Annotated in this window: 20 protein-coding genes; 14 read left to right on the top strand and 6 right to left on the bottom strand. The window is 67.9% G+C overall.

All coding sequences use genetic code 11. The features are described from left to right. The first annotated feature begins 8 nt into the window (after positions 1-8). Positions 9-1,106, top strand: a complete 1,098-nt coding sequence (locus NP4_RS18520; protein ID WP_067999339.1) for a carboxylate-amine ligase — start codon at positions 9-11, stop codon at positions 1,104-1,106. On the opposite strand, the gene NP4_RS18515 is transcribed toward NP4_RS18520, so the two are convergent. Together NP4_RS18515 and NP4_RS18510 are read right to left on the bottom strand one after the other, a co-directional pair. Then, complete coding sequence (locus tag NP4_RS18515) at positions 1,087-1,941, bottom strand: SigB/SigF/SigG family RNA polymerase sigma factor (RefSeq protein ID WP_067999337.1); 855 nt, start codon at positions 1,939-1,941, stop codon at positions 1,087-1,089. The two genes, NP4_RS18520 and NP4_RS18515, sit on opposite strands and share 20 nt — an antisense overlap. Beyond that, complete coding sequence (locus NP4_RS18510) at positions 1,938-2,309, bottom strand: hypothetical protein (protein WP_067999335.1); 372 nt, start codon at positions 2,307-2,309, stop codon at positions 1,938-1,940. The genes NP4_RS18515 and NP4_RS18510 overlap by 4 nt, the downstream gene beginning before the upstream one ends. 170 nt (positions 2,310-2,479) lie before the next feature. On the opposite strand from NP4_RS18510, the gene pqqA reads away from it, so the two are divergent. From pqqA to pqqB, 5 genes are read left to right on the top strand one after another with little or no spacing between them, the layout of a single operon-like run. Further along, positions 2,480-2,596, top strand: a complete 117-nt coding sequence (gene pqqA / locus NP4_RS18505) for a pyrroloquinoline quinone precursor peptide PqqA (protein WP_067999333.1) — start codon at positions 2,480-2,482, stop codon at positions 2,594-2,596. 10 nt (positions 2,597-2,606) lie between these two features. Beyond that, the gene (pqqC, locus tag NP4_RS18500; RefSeq protein ID WP_211335955.1) at positions 2,607-3,320 is read left to right on the top strand and encodes a pyrroloquinoline-quinone synthase PqqC; all 714 of its coding nucleotides are present in this window, start codon (positions 2,607-2,609) and stop codon (positions 3,318-3,320) included. Beyond that, on the top strand, positions 3,317-3,586 hold the full coding sequence (pqqD, locus tag NP4_RS18495; protein ID WP_067999332.1) for a pyrroloquinoline quinone biosynthesis peptide chaperone PqqD: 270 nt from the start codon (positions 3,317-3,319) through the stop codon (positions 3,584-3,586). The genes pqqC and pqqD overlap by 4 nt, the downstream gene beginning before the upstream one ends. After that, a complete protein-coding gene (pqqE, locus tag NP4_RS18490; protein ID WP_067999330.1) occupies positions 3,579-4,649 on the top strand; it encodes a pyrroloquinoline quinone biosynthesis protein PqqE in 1,071 nt (356 codons plus the stop codon). The genes pqqD and pqqE overlap by 8 nt, the downstream gene beginning before the upstream one ends. Beyond that, positions 4,646-5,533: a pyrroloquinoline quinone biosynthesis protein PqqB gene (pqqB, locus tag NP4_RS18485; protein WP_067999328.1), complete on the top strand. Its 888-nt coding sequence runs from the start codon at positions 4,646-4,648 to the stop codon at positions 5,531-5,533. The genes pqqE and pqqB overlap by 4 nt, the downstream gene beginning before the upstream one ends. Before the next feature lies 1 nt (position 5,534). Here the strand turns inward: pqqB and NP4_RS18480 are convergent, their stop codons facing one another. Both NP4_RS18480 and NP4_RS18475 read right to left on the bottom strand, forming a co-directional pair. Beyond that, complete coding sequence (locus NP4_RS18480) at positions 5,535-7,127, bottom strand: outer membrane protein assembly factor BamB family protein (RefSeq protein ID WP_067999326.1); 1,593 nt, start codon at positions 7,125-7,127, stop codon at positions 5,535-5,537. Between the two features lie 38 nt (positions 7,128-7,165). After that, positions 7,166-7,846 (bottom strand): arsenate reductase ArsC, encoded by a 681-nt coding sequence (locus tag NP4_RS18475; RefSeq protein WP_067999429.1) that lies wholly within the window; start codon positions 7,844-7,846, stop codon positions 7,166-7,168. Between the two features lie 290 nt (positions 7,847-8,136). Between NP4_RS18475 and NP4_RS18470 the strand changes: the two genes are divergently transcribed. Then, the gene (locus NP4_RS18470; protein WP_062506136.1) at positions 8,137-8,397 is read left to right on the top strand and encodes an acyl carrier protein; all 261 of its coding nucleotides are present in this window, start codon (positions 8,137-8,139) and stop codon (positions 8,395-8,397) included. A gap of 19 nt (positions 8,398-8,416) precedes the next feature. Here NP4_RS18470 and NP4_RS18465 read toward each other — a convergent pair whose 3' ends face one another. Together NP4_RS18465 and NP4_RS18460 are read right to left on the bottom strand one after the other, a co-directional pair. Next, entirely contained in the window at positions 8,417-9,160 is a 744-nt protein-coding gene (locus NP4_RS18465) for an AfsR/SARP family transcriptional regulator (protein WP_255285522.1), read from the bottom strand. 241 nt (positions 9,161-9,401) lie between these two features. Next, positions 9,402-10,187, bottom strand: a complete 786-nt coding sequence (locus NP4_RS18460; protein WP_067999324.1) for a TetR/AcrR family transcriptional regulator — start codon at positions 10,185-10,187, stop codon at positions 9,402-9,404. A gap of 164 nt (positions 10,188-10,351) precedes the next feature. Between NP4_RS18460 and NP4_RS18455 the strand changes: the two genes are divergently transcribed. The 7 genes from NP4_RS18455 to NP4_RS18425 all read left to right on the top strand — a co-directional run bounded on the left by NP4_RS18455 (position 10,352) and on the right by NP4_RS18425 (position 17,080). Beyond that, positions 10,352-11,191 carry an NAD(P)H-binding protein gene (locus NP4_RS18455; RefSeq protein WP_067999322.1) on the top strand — a complete coding sequence of 280 codons (840 nt, stop codon included), beginning with the start codon at positions 10,352-10,354 and terminating at the stop codon, positions 11,189-11,191. Between the two features lie 90 nt (positions 11,192-11,281). Then, complete coding sequence (locus NP4_RS18450; RefSeq protein ID WP_211335954.1) at positions 11,282-12,031, top strand: SDR family NAD(P)-dependent oxidoreductase; 750 nt, start codon at positions 11,282-11,284, stop codon at positions 12,029-12,031. Positions 12,032-12,123: 92 nt separating this feature from the next. Next, complete coding sequence (locus tag NP4_RS18445; RefSeq protein ID WP_067999319.1) at positions 12,124-13,131, top strand: cytochrome P450 family protein; 1,008 nt, start codon at positions 12,124-12,126, stop codon at positions 13,129-13,131. A gap of 16 nt (positions 13,132-13,147) precedes the next feature. After that, positions 13,148-14,410: an activator-dependent family glycosyltransferase gene (locus tag NP4_RS18440; RefSeq protein WP_067999318.1), complete on the top strand. Its 1,263-nt coding sequence runs from the start codon at positions 13,148-13,150 to the stop codon at positions 14,408-14,410. A 23-nt stretch (positions 14,411-14,433) separates the two neighbouring features. Continuing rightward, complete coding sequence (locus tag NP4_RS18435) at positions 14,434-14,751, top strand: muconolactone Delta-isomerase family protein (protein ID WP_067999316.1); 318 nt, start codon at positions 14,434-14,436, stop codon at positions 14,749-14,751. Continuing rightward, a complete protein-coding gene (locus NP4_RS18430) occupies positions 14,748-15,908 on the top strand; it encodes a class I SAM-dependent methyltransferase (RefSeq protein WP_067999315.1) in 1,161 nt (386 codons plus the stop codon). Before NP4_RS18435 ends, NP4_RS18430 begins: the two co-directional genes overlap by 4 nt. Positions 15,909-15,925: 17 nt before the next feature. Next, complete coding sequence (locus tag NP4_RS18425) at positions 15,926-17,080, top strand: aromatic ring-hydroxylating oxygenase subunit alpha (RefSeq protein ID WP_245998490.1); 1,155 nt, start codon at positions 15,926-15,928, stop codon at positions 17,078-17,080. Positions 17,081-17,082: the final 2 nt, after the last annotated feature.

Genomic DNA, 17,082 nt, shown 5'->3' with positions numbered 1-17,082 from the left:
ACGAGAGCGTGGACGAGGATGTTCCGAGTATCGGTGTGGAAGAGGAATTCCTGCTGGTCGATTCACGCACCGGGATTCCGGTGAACAAGAATCGCGAGGTCGCGGCCGCGGCCCGGGAGCTGGGGATCGATCTGCAACTGGAATTGGCGGCCTGCCAGGTCGAGACGGCCACCGGTGTGCACCACGGGATCGATGAGCTGACCGCGGAATTGCGGTGGTTGCGCCGCGAGGTCGCGCGCTGTGCCCGCAAGTTCGACGCGACCCTGTTGGCGGTGGGTGTGTCACCGATCGGCCCGAGCCCGATGGCGGTCACGCGGTCCGAGCGCTATCAGCGCATCGAGGCGAATTTCGGGCTGCTCGCCGACGAACAGCCGCTCTGCGGCGGGCACGTCCATGTCGCGGTGTCGGATCGGGAGATCGCGATCCAGGTGTGCAACTACCTGCGTCCGTGGTTGCCGCTGCTGCTCGCGCTGACCGCCAATTCGGCCGTGCAGCACGGCGCCGACACCGGATATGCCAGTTGGCGCAGCGTGCTGTGGCACCGCTGGCCGAGCGCCGGGCCGCCGCCGTATTTCACCTCGGCCCATGAATACGACGCGATGGTCTCCGCGATGCGTACGGCGGGCAGCATTCTGGACGAGAAGATGGTCTATTGGGATGTGCGGCCCTCGACGTCGTATCCGACCGTGGAGATCCGGGTCAGCGATGTGCCCGCGACCGTCGCGCAGTCCGCGTTGCTGGCCGCGTTGATTCGCGCCGGTGTTGTGACCGCGCGAGACGCGGTGCGGCACAATCGAATCTGCCCGGCCGTCACGGCGGAGATGCTGCGGATCGCGTATTGGAAGGCCGCGCGCGACGGGGCCGGGGGCGACTGTTTCGATCCGGTCGACGGGCGGATCATGCCGTTTCGACGGCGCATCGCCGAATTCGTGGATCTGGTCGCGCCCGCCCTGGACCGGCTGGGCGATCGGGATTTCGTGGATCGAGGTATCGAGCGGGTGCTCGAGGAGGGCAACGGCGCCCGGCGGCAGGTCGAGGCCGAGCGGCGTTGCGGCGGTGGGGAATTGGTGACGGAGCTGGCCGCGCTCACGCTGGAGGGCTGCTGACCGGGACCTGTTCGAGGGCCTGCTCGCGCAGCAGCTGCAGGGTGGCGGCCAGGATACGGGAGACGTGCATCTGGGAGATGCCCAATTCCCGGCCGATCTCGGATTGGGTTTTGCGCTCGAAGAAGCGCAGGATCAGCACGGTTCGCTCGCGTTCGGGCAGCGCGGCGATCAGCGGCCGGACCGCCATCGCGTTCTCCAGCAGTTCGTAGCATGGTTCGACGGTTGCCGGGACGGCGGTATGCGGCATCGAGTTATCGGAGTCGCCGTGCTCGACGGGGGCGTCGAGGGGGTCGGTGCGATAGCCGTTGCCCGCGACGAGGGCCTGGTTGACGTCCTCGATCGAGACATCGAGTGCGGCGGCGAGGTCGCGGCCGGTCGGCATGCGCCCGAGACGCTGGATCAGGCCGGGGGTGATCATGGCGATCTGCTGATGCAGCTCCTTGAGCGGGCGCGGGACTCGCACCGCCCAGCCCCGATCACGGAAATGCCGCCGCACCTCCCCGAGGATCGTGGGAACCGCGAAGGACAGGAAGGTGTGCCCGCGCGAGACGTCGAAACGGTCCACCGCCATCACCAGCCCCACGCGGGCGACCTGCTCGAGATCGTCGAAGTCCTCCCCGCGGCCGGTGTAGCGCCGGGCCACATGTTCGGTCAGCGGCAGGCACCGATGAATGATCTGCCCGCGCAGACGCGCGTACAGCGGATCCGCCGGGTCCAGGGCCTGCAATTTCTCGAACCACGGCTCGAGGTTGTCGTAGGGATCGCTGCCGCGTCGGGTCCGATGGGCCGGTCCCGCGGGTGGTGTGGTGTCGGCGGGCGCAGCGGGAGAGTTCATGGGATGGTTCCTCGTTCCGCGGGGGTCTGACAACCGCATGGGTCGCGGGGCGAAAGCACCGTCGTGCCGCTGTTGACGAGCAGCGCGGCCGACAGGCCCGGACTCGCAGGCTGCTCTACGAGGAACCGGATGTTCGGGTGGTACCCGATCCAATTGGAATCAATCACGACATTCGCGGTACATCGGCCCGGACTGCCCGTCCGGGCCGATGCGTGGGGGTGAGGATCAACGGCCGCCTCGGTGGGCTGCGCCTCGGCGCCCTTGCGGCCCGCCTCCTGCGGATCGGCCGCATTGGACTCGCCGAAGCTGCCGCTGCTGGCCTTGTCGCCCTTGCTCGCCTGCTCCTCGGTATCGGGACGATCGGGCATGACTGAATCTCCTTTTGTACCAATGAGTTCGAGCCCGTGGCCGACCGGCCACCACCGCGTGCCACCCCCGCGATCCGGAGTCATACACGCGCTCGCGGCGATGGGTTATGCTCATGGTTCGAGTGTTCTGTTGTATTCGCACGCATCTTCCCGTCATCGGAGGCAGTCGCATGCAGACCGCAGACAGCAAGAACGTCGGCCCGGAGGTCAAGAAGGTCTGGGCGCGACCGGATTTCGAGTTCCACTCCACCGGTATGGAGGTCACCGCATACTCCGGGCGTAGCTGAGACGGCGGCGGTGCCGTCCGTATCGGAGATCCGGAACCCCTGGAGCGCAACGGAATTCCGGGCCCGGCTGTACGGGCTCAAGGGTTCGTACTGGGACCGCCATCCCTTCCATCGGCGGCTCCACGAGGGGGAGCTGGACAAGGAGCACCTGCGGCTGTGGGCGGCCAATCGCTGGTACTACCAGTGCTGTCTGCCGCGGAAGGATGCCGCGATCATCGCCAACTGCCCGGTCCCGGAGGTCCGGCGGCAGTGGCTCTCGCGCATCGTGTACCACGACGGGGTCGACGCCCAGTCCGGTGGCGCGGAGAAATGGTTGCGCCTGGCGGAGGCGGTCGGGCTCGGTCGTGACGAGGTGGTCTCGGAGCGATTGGTGCTGCCCGGAGTGCGATTCGCGGTCGATGCCTACACCGACTTCGCCCGGCGGCGACCGTGGCTCGAGGCGGTGGCCTCGGGGCTGACCGAACTGTTCTCGCCGGGTCTGCTGGCCCACCGGCTGGGACGGATGCGCGAACACTATCCGTGGATCGGCGAGGACGGGTTCGCGTATTTCACCGCCCGGCTGGATGTAGTTGCGGCCGAGGGCAGTTCGCTGCTGGATCTGGTGGTCGAACATGCCGAGACCCATGCGCAGCAGCTGGCCTGCGTGGCGGCGCTGGAATTCAAATGCGCTGTGCTGCAAGCCATTCTCGACAGCCTCGACTATCACAGCGGAGGCTCGGCATGACCGTGTCGGAGGCGTCGGTGCCCAGGTTGCGGGCGGGCGTGCGACTGGCCCGCGACGCCGCCCGGGGCGATCTGGCGCTGCTGCCGGAGGGGGTGGTCGTGCTCAACGACACCGCGGCCGCGGTGCTGGCGCTGTGCGACGGTAGTTCGAGCGTCGGGCGGATCGTCGAGCGACTGGCGGCCGAATACGACGGTGTGCGGATGACGGATGTGAGCGAGTTGCTCGAACGGCTCGCGCGGCGGCGGGTGGTGGCGCTGGATGGTTGAGTCGCCGCTGGGGATGCTCGCGGAGCTGACGCACCGCTGTCCGCTGCACTGCCCCTATTGCTCCAATCCCACAGCGCTGGTGTCTCGTTCGAACGAATTGACCCGCGCGCAGTGGTGCGATGTCTTCACCCAGGCTCGGGAACTGGGTGTGGTGCAGATACATCTGTCCGGGGGCGAACCGCTGTCGCGGCGGGATCTGCCGGAACTGGCCGAGCACGCGCGCGGGCTCGGAGCCTATGTCAATCTGGTCACCAGCGGGGTAGGGCTCACCGCCGAGCGGACGCGGGAACTGGCGGACCGCGGGGTGGACCATATCCAGCTCTCCATGCAGGACGCGGATCGGCAGCCCGCCGATCGCGCCGCCGGAGCTCGGGTACACGAGCTCAAAATCGCGGCGGCGCGGGCGATTACCGCGGCGGGGTTGCCGCTCACCGTCAATGTCGTACTGCATCGCGGCAATATCGACCGGATCGAGCGGATCGTGGAGTTGGCGGTAGGACTCGGGGCGGATCGGATCGAGCTGGCGAACACCCAGTACTACGGTTGGGCGCTGCGCAATCGGGCCGCGCTGCTGCCGACGGCCGAGCAGCTCGTCGCCGCGCGGGCGGCGGTGCGGCGCGCTCGGGAAAAGTATTCGGGCGGAGTGGAATTGGTCTATGTGGTGGCGGACTACTTCGCCGATCGGCCGAAGCCCTGTATGGACGGCTGGGGGCGCGTGCAATTCACCGTCACCCCCGACGGCGATGTGCTGCCGTGTCCGGCGGCGTCGGTGATCACGACGCTGCCCACGGACAATGTGCTGCGCCGCTCGCTGGCCGAGATCTGGTACGAAGGGGCGATGTTCAACGCCTACCGCGGAACCGACTGGATGCGTGATCCGTGCCGGAGCTGTCCGGAGCGCTTCACCGACTTCGGCGGATGCCGCTGTCAGGCCTTCCAATTGACCGGCGATGCCGCCGCCACCGATCCGGTGTGCGGATTGTCGCCGCGGCGATCGCTGATCGATGCGGCGCTGCGGGCGGCGGCCCCGGTCGAACCGCGGCTGCGGGCGCAGGCCGGATGAGAGTGGTACTGCTGGGCACCGCCGCCGGAGGCGGTGTGCCGCAATGGAATTGCGCCTGCTCCCACTGTGTGGCGGTGCGCGGCGGGAGACTGCCCGCGCGCACTCAGGAATGCGTTGCCGTGAGCGGCGATTCGCGGGACTGGTGGCTGCTCAACGCCTCGCCGGACATCCGCTCGCAGCTGCTGGCCACACCCGCACTGCGGGCCGGGCCCGGGCCGCGGCAGACGCCGGTGCGCGGTGTGCTGCTCACCGACGCGGAGCTGGATCACGTGCTGGGACTGACGATTCTGCGCGGTGCGAGCCTGACCGGCTACGCGACACCGCGGGTACTCACCGCGCTGGAGTCCGCCCTGCCACTGCGCGGACTGCTGGATCGCTACGCGCCGTGGGCCTGGCACGACAGTTCCGGGACGGTCGAGTTGGCGGGCGGGCTGCGGGTCACCACACTGTCGGTCGGGGACAAACCGCCGAAATACGCTGCCGCGCAGCGGTCCGGCGAGAACTGGGTGAGCGCGCTGCGCATCGAGGACGTCGCGACCGGCGGTTCGCTGGTGTACGCCCCGTGTCTGGCGCGGTGGCCCGACGGCTTGGACCAACTGCTCGCCGGGGCCGACTGCGCGCTGCTGGACGGCACATTCTTCGACGTCGATGAACTGGGATCGGCTGTGCGCGAACGGGATTCGGGTCAGGCGCGGATGGGACACCTGGCTGTCGCCGGGCCCGAGGGATCGTTGGCCGCCCTGGCCCGGCATCCGGGACTACGCCGCATCTACACCCATTTCAACAACACCAATCCGCTGCTGGATCCGGCCTCGCCCGCCCGCGCGCTGGTCGAGCGGGCGGGCGTCGAGATCCTTGCCGACGGAGCGGAATTCGAGCTCTGACTCACGGTAGGCCGAAGGCCAGCAACACATTTCCCGGCATGCCGGTGGTGATCGGGTGCGCGTATCCGGAATTGGTATACAGCATGCCGTTGGCGACGACCGCGCCGTTGCCGTTGAGCCCGCCGCCCTTACCTGGGACGCCGTTCACGGTCAGGAAGGGCCGGTGGGTGTTGTACTCCCAGAGGATGGCGCCGGTCTCGGCCGAGAACACCCGCATCTTGCCGTCCAGACTGCCCTCGTAGACCAGGCCGGGGGAGGAGGAGACCGCATTGGGCATGGCCTCCTGGCAGAACGGATCCATCGGCACCGCCGGTATGTCGATCCGACAGCCGTCGGCGGGATTGGGTGTACGCCACAGGACATGACCGTCGGCCGGATCCAAGGCGAACAGCGTGCCCGGATTCGCGTTGTAGGTCGCCACGTACAGCCGCTGCCCGTCGAAGCTCGCGCCCCACTGGATTCCGGCCAGCGATTCGGCCCCCTCGATGGGCAGCGGGGAGGTCGGCACCGACAGTTCGGTCTGCCAGACGATCGCGCCCGTCGCGGCGTCGAGCAGATGGTAGATGCCGGTCTTCTGGCCCGCGCCGACGACCTTGCGGCCGCCGATCTCGAAGATGTTGGGATGCGCGCCGAAATCGAAATCGCGGCCCGGGATGGGACAGGCCCCACCCGCCGGCGGCACGGCGCAGCGCACATTCCAGGTGTCGTTCGGGGTCAGCGAATTCACCCAGCGGCGGGTTCCGGTGTCGATATCGATCGCGCCGATGGATTCCAGATCGTGCGGGGCGCCCGTATAGGGGTTGCCGGACGTGTAATACAGCGTGCGGGTCGCCGGATCGACGGTGGGCGAGGACCAGACCGCGCCGCCGCTGGGGCTGAAACTCGGTCCCGGGGGACCGGTTCGGACGGTCGGCTCCGCGAGGGTGTCGTATTTCCACCGCACCGCACCGGTCGCGGCGTCGACCGAGACGACGCTGCCGCGGAAGGTGCAGCACGGATAGAGCGGATCGGCGAGTCCGCCGCCCTCCTCCTGACTGGACACACCGACGTAGACGTGCCCGTCGAAGACCAGCGGTGAACTGGTGATGATCGAGAACGGGTGGGTTTCGAGCCGGGTGTGCCAGCGCGCCCGGCCCGTAATCGCGTCGACGGCCCACAGATTCGCGCCGTTGTCGCCGAAGTAGACCACGCCGTCGGCCACCGCGGGCCCGTCCCGCAGGCCGTAGAACGGGATGTGCTCGAGCGAGGTCCCGGTATCGAAGACCCAGCGGGTCGCGCCCGTGCGGGCGTCCAGGGCGTACATCTTCCCGTCGCGCCCACCGGAGTACACGACGCCGCCCGCCACCGCCGGTTGGCTCGACTGCGCGATCGCGCCCGGAAACGCGAACGCCCACTTCAGTTGCAGCGAGCCCACATTGGCGGGGGTCAGCGTGTGCTCGTTGCCGTTGTAGCGCGATCCCACGGCATCGAACTGCCACATGGTCCAGTCCGAATTCGGGGTGGGCCCTGCGGCGGTGGTGCCGGTCGACAACAGCAGTGCCGTAACCGCCACGATCGGTATGCGCAGGGCCTTTGCGAAGATGTTCCGATTCATGGTGCAGTCAGCTTGGCATCACCGGGCGTGAGCATCGGTTATGTTCGGATGGAATCGCCGAAACGTGACTCGAGTGATACCGGGACGCCGAGGTCTGCCAGCAGTGCGAGCACCCGGCGGTGGATATCGTCGCGGATCGGGCGGATCTCGGCCACCGGCAGGCCCGCCGGGTCGTCGACCACCCAGTCCTCGTGGCGGATACCGCAGACGTCCGGGCAGACGTCGCCGCACCCCATGGTGACGATGATGTCCGCGGCGCGGATGATCTCGTCGGTCCATGTCTTGGGGAACTCGTGGGAGATGTCGACGCCGATCTCGGCCATGGCCGCGACCGCCGCCGGATTCAGCGCGCCGCTCGGCTCGCAGCCGCCGGACCAGCCCAGCGCCCGTCCCCGCGCGTAGTGTTCGAAGAATCCCAGCGCTATCTGCGAGCGCCCGGCGTTGAAGGTGCACAGGAACAGCACCACCGGAACGGCGTGCTCCACCCGGCCTTCCACCTTCGCCCGCGCGTGCAGTCGCTGCCGGGCGAACCGCTCCGCCAGCACCGGCAGATACAGCCGTACCGACGCCCGCGCGCGAAGTTCGTCGTAGGAGTCGCGCAGGAAGTGGTGAATCGTATTGGCGTCGAACAGGATTGTGAACTCCCGCTGCAACCGCCGCTCGGCATGCGCGAGCGCGGTGGCGTGCACGATGTCGAGGAGCCGGTAGGCCGGGGTGATCTCGTCATACCCGGCCCGTTTCGTCCGCCCGGACGTAGCCACGAATGTCAGGGTGACACCCGCCCCTGCCGGGCAATCGAACTGGTGGTGAATTGGATCGAACCCGCAGGCCACATCGAAGCGCAGACCGAGGGGTCCGAATCGCGGCCGGGCCGGGGCTCCGGTAGCTCGGCGTCGGCTGTCGAGTGAGTTTCTAGGAGCGCGTTCCATACTCGATAAGAGTTCGGCGGCCGAGATCCCGTCCGGGGGGTGGCCGTTCGAATCCGAAGAGAATCGAGGAGCCGATCGTGATGACGACCATGACCATCGATACCCTGCGCCGCATTCTGATCGAATGCGCGGGCGGCGACGAGAGTGCGCCCGAGCTGGCGGGCGATATCTCCGCGGTAGATTTCGAGGAGCTCGGCTACGACTCCCTGGCCCTGATCGAGTCGGCGTCGCGTATCCGGCGCGATTTCGGTGTGGTGATTCCCGACGATGATCTCGTCGAGGTCAGGACGCCGCAGGAGCTGGTGGATATCGTCAACGAGCGATTGCGGGGCGCGGCCTGATTTCGAAAAGGCCTGTCGCCTATCGGGAGCCGGCCAAGTGGTATCGGCCCCAGGGTTCGACGTCCGATGTGAGTATCTCCCGATGCACCTGTTGGACCTGCTTGCCCGGCTCTATCCCGAGTTCGGCGATCAAATTGCAGCGAAGCTGCCGGAAGACCTCGAGCGCCTGGGCCCGGCGCCCGCCGAGGCTCAGCGCGCGCATGAACTGCGCGTGCAGGCCCTCGTGCAGTGGGTTCTCCAGGGTGAGTGCGGTCAGTTCGGGCAGTACCTCGCGGTGCATGCCGAGCCGGATCTGGGCCTCGGTCATGAGTTCGAGCGCGACCAGGCGGGATTCGTCGAGCTGGCGGCGTTTGGATTCCAGGACCCGCTTACCCTCGACATCGATCAGGGCGGGGCCGCGCCACAGTCGCAACGCCTGATCCAGTAGCGCCGCGCCGTGCCGGTCGTCACCGCTGGTAATCGATTTCCGGCCCTTCGAGACCAGGGAATTGTAATTGTGGTAATCAATGTCGACGTTTTTGAGAAGATATCCGCGAGTGCGGGTCACGAGTATTTCGTTGGAAATATCGGAGACCGACCAGCGGGTAAGTGCGGCCAGATTCTTACGTAGCGTAAGTATATAGGTCTGTAATGTGGTGGATCCGCTGGCGGGCGGCTCGTCACCCCATAATTCGCTCATCAGCGACGATGCGGGCACAACCTGTCCGGAATGCATGATCAGAGTTCCGAGGACAGTTCGCAGCTTGGGCGCGGAAGGCGCCATCGAAGTTGCCGCGGCGCCCAGCAGTAGCGGGCCTAAAATCCCAACCGTTATCATTACCGTTCCCCCGAACCGTTATCACCGTCGAGAAGCTACCACATGATACTACAGGGTCTATTCGGCTGTCTCGGCAATTCGTCCGGCTGTGTATGGGCATAGTTGCAACCACGCGGATATGCCGCAAGGTTGCCGGTGACCCGGTGCGACAGGAACAATTCGGGTCTTGACAAATGTGCCCGTTAATTCAGGCGTTACGGTTCTCGCGCGCGACCGTCTCGATGCCGTCGAGCAGCCGGGACAGGCCGAACCGGTAGACGTTACCCGCCTCGGGCTCACCCGCGGTCTCGAAGCCGCCGCTGTCCCAGGTCGCGAAGATCGCCGGATAGCGCTCGGCGTCGAAATAGGTCTGCCAGAACGACATTCGCGCCTGCCACCACGCGTCCTGCGACTGCCCGGTACTGCGTTCCACCTGTTCGTCGGCCACCTCGACCCGGGCCACCGCATCGATCACCACCCGCAGCGCGTGCGAGGCGGCCGCGGCCTGGGCGGGGGTGAGTCCGAGGCCCGACAGCGCGCGCAGCAGATACTCGTGGCCGTCCATCATGCCGGGGCCGAGCGGCGGGTGGACGGTGGAAACCCGCCGCAGCCACCGATGCCGGCGATACATCGTGCGGGTCCGATCCGCGTACAGCTCGAGCTGACGACGCCAGTCGTCGGGGCGCGAGCGGTCGTCCAGCGGTAGCGCGCGCTCGCGTAATGCCTTGTCGATCATCAGATCCAGCAGTTCGGCCTTGCCCGGCACGTAGGTGTAGAGCGTCATCGTGCCCACGCCCAGTGCGGTGGCCACCCGGCGCATCGACAGGGTGTCCAGCCCGGTGTCGTCGGCGATCCGCAACGCGGTCGTCACGACCGCCTCCACCGTCAGCCCGGGTTTGCGGCCCAGCGCGGGCTTGCCGTCGTCCCGGTCCGCGCCCGGCCAGAGCATGGGCAGCAGTTTGTCGGGATCGCCTCCGCCGCTGTGTTCGACCATCGCGTTCGACCTACCTTCCCATCCCGCCCACACCGCCGCTGTGCAATTCCGTACGGTGTGCGAGAACATTCTCGTAGCCTATACGATTATTCGGTCAGTGCTGGGAGGGTGAGCGGATCGGCGGCGATGACCTGCCGAAAGCTCAGAAATCGAAGGAGATACACGTGGCGATCCTCGTGACGGGCGCGACCGGAAGTGTGGGCCGTTTGGTGGTGGACGAGTTGGTGGCGCGGGGCGTGGCGGATGTGCGCGCGCTGACGGTCAACCCGGACCGGGCCGGACTGCCCGCGGGCGTCGATGTCGTGAAGGGGTATCTCGGCCGTCCCGAGACCCTGCCCGCCGCGCTCGACGGTGTGGACACCGTCTACCTCGCCCCGATGCCCGCGAAGGTGAAGGATTTCGCCGAGGCGGCGCGGCGGGCGGGGGTGAAGCGGGTGGTCGTGCTGTCCGGCGAGAACGCCGACGCGGAAGCTCGATCCCCCGAGGAGTTCTGGTTCTACTACGCCTGTGAACACGCCGTCGAGACCGCGGGATTCGACTGGACCCATCTGCGGCCGGGCGTATTCATGAACAACACCCTGGGCTGGGCCGAGGCCATTCGTGCCGACGGCGTCGTCCGGGCTCCGTACGGGCAGGCTGTGCAGACTCCGATCGCACTCGCCGATATCGCCGCGGTCGCCGCGGTCGCCCTGCTCGAGGACGGACATGTCGGCGAGAAGTACGTCCTGTCCGGCCCGGAGGCGATCACCCAGATCGATCAGGTTCGGTTGATCGGCGAGGCGCTCGGCAAGCCCGTCGAATGGGAGGAGTTGAGCCCGGACCAGGCCCGTGCGCTGTGGAGCAGTCAGGGCATGCTCGCCGATGTCGCCGAATTCCTGCTGGAGGGTTTCGCGCAGACCCTGCGCGATCCGCAGGCGCCGGTTACCACGGTTACCGATCTGACCGGGCGGCCCGGCATCACCTTCGCCGAATGGGCGAGGGAGCACGCCGACCGATTCGCCTGAGCCGCACCGCGACCGCCCGAGGGCTTCTCCACTGGACTTCGACCGCATGCCGCCAGGTTTGGGGACAGTCCAGTCGAGAGGCGGTAGGTCGTGGTACGAGCGAAACGCGGTGTGATCGTCACCGGTGGCGGCACCGGAATCGGACGGGCGCTGGCCCGTGGCTACGCCGAGGAGCACGAGGTGCTCGTGGTGGGGCGAACCGAATCCACACTGCGCGAAACGGCCGCGGGGTACGACGGCATCCACGTACTCGCCGCGGATATCACCGACCCCGGCGCCGCCGAACTCGTCGTGAAGACGGCGCAGCGGGTGCTGGGCCGGGTCGACATTCTGGTCAACAATGCCGCCACGGCCGCTCCGGCTCCGCTCGCGCACATCGATCGAGCCGCCGCCGAGAATGAGGTGGCGGTCAATCTGCTCGCGCCCCTGTTCCTCACCCAGGCCGCGCTCGACGCGCTCGCCGAAACCCGGGGCGTCGTACTGAATATGAGCAGTTCCGGCGCGTCCGGCGGCCGCGCGTGGCCGGGTTTCTCCGGATACGGTGCCACGAAGGTCGCGGTGGAATTCCTCACCCGGACCTGGTCGATCGAATTGGCGCCCAGGGGAATTCGGGTCGTGGCGATCGCGGCCGGGGTCGTGGCGTCCGGCATGGGCGTGCGGATGGGATCCACGCCGGAGCAGTACAGCGCCTTCCTCGCCGATATCGCGGGCCGCACGCCCGCCGGTCGTGTCGGGCAGCCCGAGGAACTCGCCTGGTGGGCGCGGCAGCTCACCGCGCCCGAGGCCGAATTCGCCACCGGCTCGGTCGTGGTCGTCGACGGCGGTTTGAGCCTGTTGTGAGTCCAGATTCGAGCCGCGTGCGAGGCGCTCGGAGCACGGTTGGTGCAAGCGATTTCAGAAGGAAGCAGCATGAAACAGATGAGGCTCGCGCCGTGACCACGACCGACACGGATCTGGGCCGGCGGTTGCTGACCGAGCGCGGAATGCAGTTCCTGTTCGCGCACGGGGGCGATCCCTATGCCGTGCTGCTGCGCGCCGAGGACGAGGACACCGCGGAACTCACCGCCCGGATCAGGGAGCGGGGGCCGCTGTACCGCAGCCGACCCGGGGCCTGGGTGGTCAGCGATTCGGAACTCGCCCGGCAGGTTCTCACCGATCCCCGCTTCGGAACCGAACTGCCCGCGGAACATGTTCTGGCACAAGTGAACCCGTTCCCCGAGACGGATTGGACCGCACCGCCCGCCGCCGGTCCGGTCGCGTTCGACGGGCTCGACACCGGGTTCGATCTGGTGCGCGACGCACTGCGCCCCGCGGTGGCCGGGCTGGCGGCGGAAGTGCTGAGCGTGCCGCGCTCGGATCTGGCCGCCTACACCGGATATGCCGTCGCCGCCGGACCGGCGGTGGACGCGGCGCTCTGTGCGCCCCGGCTGGCGGACGCCCGCGCGATCATGCTCGCCTGCGCCGGTCTGCGCACGCTCGTACCGGAAAGCGCCGTGCCGCTGTCGATTTCGGGTGTCGAACTCGCGGCGACGCTGGCCGCCGAGGCGGCGCACGGACTGCTCGTCGATTCCGCCCGCTGGCAAGCGCTGGCCGCCGATCCCGGATCGGTCGGCGCGATTCTCGATGCCGTGCTCGCGCAGCATCCACCGATGCGGTTGGACCGCAGGATCGTTCGCGAGGATCTGCGACTCGGTACGCAACCCATCGCGGCGGGCGAGGAGGTCGTGGTGCATATCGGCGCGGCCGGATCCGGGTTGCGCGGCGTGCCCCGGATCGCCGAGTTCGTCCGCGGCGCGGCGGCGACCGCCCTGGCCGCCGCGGCGGCCCGATTTCCCCGGCTGCGCCTGGACGGCGCGCCGGTGCGACGACTGCGCGCACCGGTGACGGGTGCGCTGATCCGGCTGCCGGTCGCCGCCTCGAATTCCCTGACGACCCACTGACGAGGAGCCGCCCGCAATGCGCGTACTCATGACATCCCTTGCGGTAGAAGCGCATTTCAACGGAACCGTGCCGCTGGCGTGGGCGCTGCGCGCGGCCGGGCACGAGGTGCGCTTCGCCAGCCAGCCCGCGCTCACCCGGGCGATCACCCAGGCCGGGCTGACCGCGGTGCCGGTCGGGACCGATCACACCCACCACGAGATTGTGCGCGATCTGGGAGCCGAGCTCACCGGCTTCTATCGCGATATCGACTTCACCGGTCGGCTCGGCGGCCCGCGCGATCGCAAGGCCGCCAACTCCCTGCTCACCGCCACCTTCTACGCCCAGGCCAATAACGACTCCATGGTGGACGAACTGGTCGCCTACGCCCGCTGGTGGCGGCCGGATCTGGTGATCTGGGAACCGTTCTCCTTCGCGGGCGGGGTCGCCGCGCGCGCCTGCGGTACCGCCGGAGCCCGATTGCTGTGGGGGCCGGATCTTTTCGGGCTGTCGCGCAAAGGTTATCGCGCCGACAACGACGCGCTGCCGCCCGAATTGCGCGACGACGCCCTCGAGGAATGGCTGACCTGGACCCTGGCCCGGCACGGCCTCGACTATGACGAGCGGGTCGTCACAGGGGATTTCAGTATCGATCAGATGCCCGAGGGCATTCGGCTGCCCAGCGAGAACGAATCGGTGCCCATGCGGTACGTGCCCTACAACGGCGTATCCGAGGTGCCCGATTGGCTGCGGGAGACGCCGGCTCGGCCCCGGATCTGCCTGACCCTGGGCATCACCTCGCGGGATATGGCCTACCCCAACCTGATTTCCCCGCGCGAACTGTTCGACGCGGTGGCGGATCTGGACGTGGAGATCGTGGCCACGCTCAGCGAGACCCAGGCGGCGGAGGTCGGCCCGGTCCCCGGCAACACCCGGGTGGTCGACTTCGTGCCGCTGCACGCCCTGATGCCCACCTGCGCGGCCATCGTCCATCACGGCGGTGCGGGAACCTGGTCCACCGCAGCGGTTTACGGCGTCCCGCAGTTGGTGGTCGCGGGCATGTGGGACAACGTCTACCGCGCCGAACGGCTCAGCGAACTCGGTGCGGGTTTGTACCTTCCGCCGCACGAGCTGACCGGAAGCCGATTGCGGTCGGGCGTGGTGCGACTACTCGACGATCCCGCGTTCCGCGCCGGGGCGCAGGCCCTGCGCGATCGGATGCTCGCCGAGCCCAGCCCCGGCGAGGTCGTGCACACCCTGGTCGACGCCGCCGCGCGCTACAGCGCCCAGCTGACGCATTAGTACATCGAACCGAAGGAGTGATCATGGCGTTGTTCGCCGTGCTGGCCACACAGGCCCCGGCCCCGGGGGAGGCCAAGGAGTTCCGCGAGCGTCTCGGCGAGGGCTTCGCCTATACGCGAAACCTGGTGGAGAAGGGCATCATTCGGCACAGCTGGATCCGGGTCGGCGCATCCGGCGGGCTCAATATCTACGATGTGGCCTCGCACGAGGAGCTGCTGCGGGTGCTCTACGACAATCCGGTCAGCCCGCACCTGAAATTCGAGGTGATCCCGCTGGCCAGCCCCGGCGCCTTCGATCAGCTGGCGATCTGGAACAAGCAGCCGGAGGCGGAGCGGTCTTGAGCACGCTTCTGGATCGTCTGCTGCGCGCGGGCACGGCATCGGACGCGGATATCTCCTCCTTGATCAAGGACGAGGGCGTGGACGCGGTGCTCACCGCGCTGATCGAGGAGGCGCTGTTTCGCGCCTCGGTGCCGACCAACCCGGAGCCGGTGCACATCGCACTCGATATCACCCATGAGGCCGAGACCCGCCGCGTGGTGTTGCACTGCGTCGGCGGCCGGCGCATCACGAGGTCGGATGACCAAGCGCCGCAAGAGATCTGCCGTGAGCTGGGCATGTCGCTGACACATCTGATCCGTCGGCTCTACGGCCGGCCCGGCCAGCGCCGCACCGGGGATTTCAGCGACGTCTTCCTGCCCGCCCGCCCCGACGATCTGTCCCGCCTGCCCGGCCTGGTCGTCTCCACCAGCCTCGCCTCGGGCGCGCTGATGAACGGATTGACCATCCCGCGCGACGATCTGGGCGCGCTGTGCTCGTCGTCGGGCTCGGACAAGTGGGCCAGCTTCCACTGGTACACCGGGCATTACGAGCGAGAGTTCGCCCCGTTCCGGGACGAGCCGGTGCGCATCCTGGAGATCGGCATCGGCGGTTTCGACGGCGATCTGGGCGGCGGCTCGCTGCGGATGTGGAAGCGATACTTCCACCGCGGCCAGGTGTTCGGCATCGATCTGTTCGACAAGTCCGCGCTGAACGAACCCCGCCAGACCGCGCTGGTCTGCGATCAGGGCGATCCGGAGGCGCTGACCGCGCTCGCGCGGGAATACGGCCCTTTCGACATCGTCATCGACGACGGCAGCCACGAGAACCGGCATGTGCGTATCTCTTTCGACGCGCTGTTCCCGCATGTGAAGCCGGGCGGGCTCTATGTCATCGAGGATATGCAGACCGCCTACATCCCCCGCATGGGCGGCACCGACGGCCCGTCGGCGGGCCCGGACACCTCCATCGGCCTGATCAAGCGGCTGGTGGACGACCTGCACCACCACGAGCACACCCCCGGTGGCGTCCCGACGGTGACCCAGCGAGACGTGGTGGGAGTGCGGGCCTATCGCAATATCGCCTTCGTGGAGAAGGGCGTCAACGGCGAGGTCGGTATCCCGCCGTGGATGGACGACGCGGCGTGGGCGGCACTGGGCGCCATCCCACCCACCGAGTGACCCGCAAGGAGATCGCAGTGACCAGAACCATCCGAACCGGACCCGCACCCGATCAGTCGGCGGCCGAACTGCTGGCCGCCGTGCGCCCCTACGCGCAGCCCGATCCGCCCGCGCTGAGCCTGCCGCCGCAGATGTTCACCTCACCCGAGGTGTACGAGCTGGAGCGGCAGCGGATCTTCGACCGCTCGTGGATCATGGTGGCGCACACCGATCAACTGGCCGAACCCGGCGACTACCTGTCGCTGTCCATCGCGGGCGAGCAGGTGGCGATCACCCGCGGCGAGGACGGCCGACTGCACGGCATGTCGCCGGTGTGCCGCCATCGGGCGATGCCGCTGGTCGAACCGGGCGAGGGCAAGGTGAAGGACTTCACCTGCTCCTACCACCTGTGGCGCTACAACCTCGACGGCACGCTGCGCGCGGCCACCTATATGCGCGAGAACGCCGAATTCGACCCGGCCACTTGCCGTTTGCCCGGATTCGCGGTGCGCGAGTGGCACGGTCTGGTGTTCGTCAATCTCGACGCCGAGGCCCGCTCGTTCGAACCGGATCTGGCGATCGCCGACACCGAGATGACCAACTACCGGCTCGACGACATGGTCCAGGTGAACCACTGGACCGAGGAGTGGGCCTGCAACTGGAAGGTCGCGGTCGAGAACGGCTACGAGAACTACCACGCCATCGGCTTCCACCCGGAAACGGTGCGCCCCTTGATGACCGGCGGCATCGATATGACCGTCCACCAGGACTCCGAGTGGGTGACGCGACTGCTCAGCGGTGCGGGCACCCCGTTCGAGGCGAAGATCCTGCCGCTCACCGAGGCGGAACGTTCCATCATGTACAGCTTCCGGATCTTCCCCGGCGGCGCGGTGGCGACCTTCGGCGAGACCATCGCCTGGATCAGCATCATTCCGCTGTCGCTGGACCGCACCCAGGTCCGCGGCGGCACGCTGGCCCCGCGGCAGGCGCTCGAGTACGTCGACCTCGAGGTGATGCGCAAGGAGGTCGAGTCGATCACCAGCGTCATCAACGCCGAGGATCGGACCGGCCTCGAGGCGGTACAGCGCACGCTCGGATCCCGCTTCCTGCAGCGGGGCCATCTGAGTCCGAAAGAGCCTGGCGTGCTGGCGTTCTACCGCAAGCTCGCGCTCGCGCTCACCGAGGAGGGCTGACC

Origin of the sequence: Nocardia pseudobrasiliensis NBRC 108224, from assembly GCF_001613105.1 — a bacterium.
GTDB lineage: Bacteria > Actinomycetota > Actinomycetes > Mycobacteriales > Mycobacteriaceae > Nocardia > Nocardia pseudobrasiliensis.
The sequence above is the reverse complement of the archived record's forward strand: the minus strand, read 5'-3'. Positions and strand labels throughout refer to the sequence as shown.

Bases quoted from the DNA above. Each gene is read 5' to 3' on its own strand.
- NP4_RS18515 (WP_067999337.1), bottom strand. From the start codon at position 1,941: ATGAACTCTCCCGCTGCGCCCGCCGACACCACACCACCCGCGGGACCG.
- NP4_RS18510 (WP_067999335.1), bottom strand. From the start codon at position 2,309: ATGCCCGATCGTCCCGATACCGAGGAGCAGGCGAGCAAGGGCGACAAG.
- pqqA (WP_067999333.1), top strand. From the start codon at position 2,480: ATGCAGACCGCAGACAGCAAGAACGTCGGCCCGGAGGTCAAGAAGGTC.
- pqqD (WP_067999332.1), top strand. From the start codon at position 3,317: ATGACCGTGTCGGAGGCGTCGGTGCCCAGGTTGCGGGCGGGCGTGCGA.
- pqqE (WP_067999330.1), top strand. From the start codon at position 3,579: ATGGTTGAGTCGCCGCTGGGGATGCTCGCGGAGCTGACGCACCGCTGT.
- pqqB (WP_067999328.1), top strand. From the start codon at position 4,646: ATGAGAGTGGTACTGCTGGGCACCGCCGCCGGAGGCGGTGTGCCGCAA.
- NP4_RS18480 (WP_067999326.1), bottom strand. From the start codon at position 7,127: ATGAATCGGAACATCTTCGCAAAGGCCCTGCGCATACCGATCGTGGCG.
- NP4_RS18470 (WP_062506136.1), top strand. From the start codon at position 8,137: ATGACGACCATGACCATCGATACCCTGCGCCGCATTCTGATCGAATGC.
- NP4_RS18465 (WP_255285522.1), bottom strand. From the start codon at position 9,160: ATGGCGCCTTCCGCGCCCAAGCTGCGAACTGTCCTCGGAACTCTGATC.
- NP4_RS18460 (WP_067999324.1), bottom strand. From the start codon at position 10,187: ATGGTCGAACACAGCGGCGGAGGCGATCCCGACAAACTGCTGCCCATG.
- NP4_RS18440 (WP_067999318.1), top strand. From the start codon at position 13,148: ATGCGCGTACTCATGACATCCCTTGCGGTAGAAGCGCATTTCAACGGA.
- NP4_RS18435 (WP_067999316.1), top strand. From the start codon at position 14,434: ATGGCGTTGTTCGCCGTGCTGGCCACACAGGCCCCGGCCCCGGGGGAG.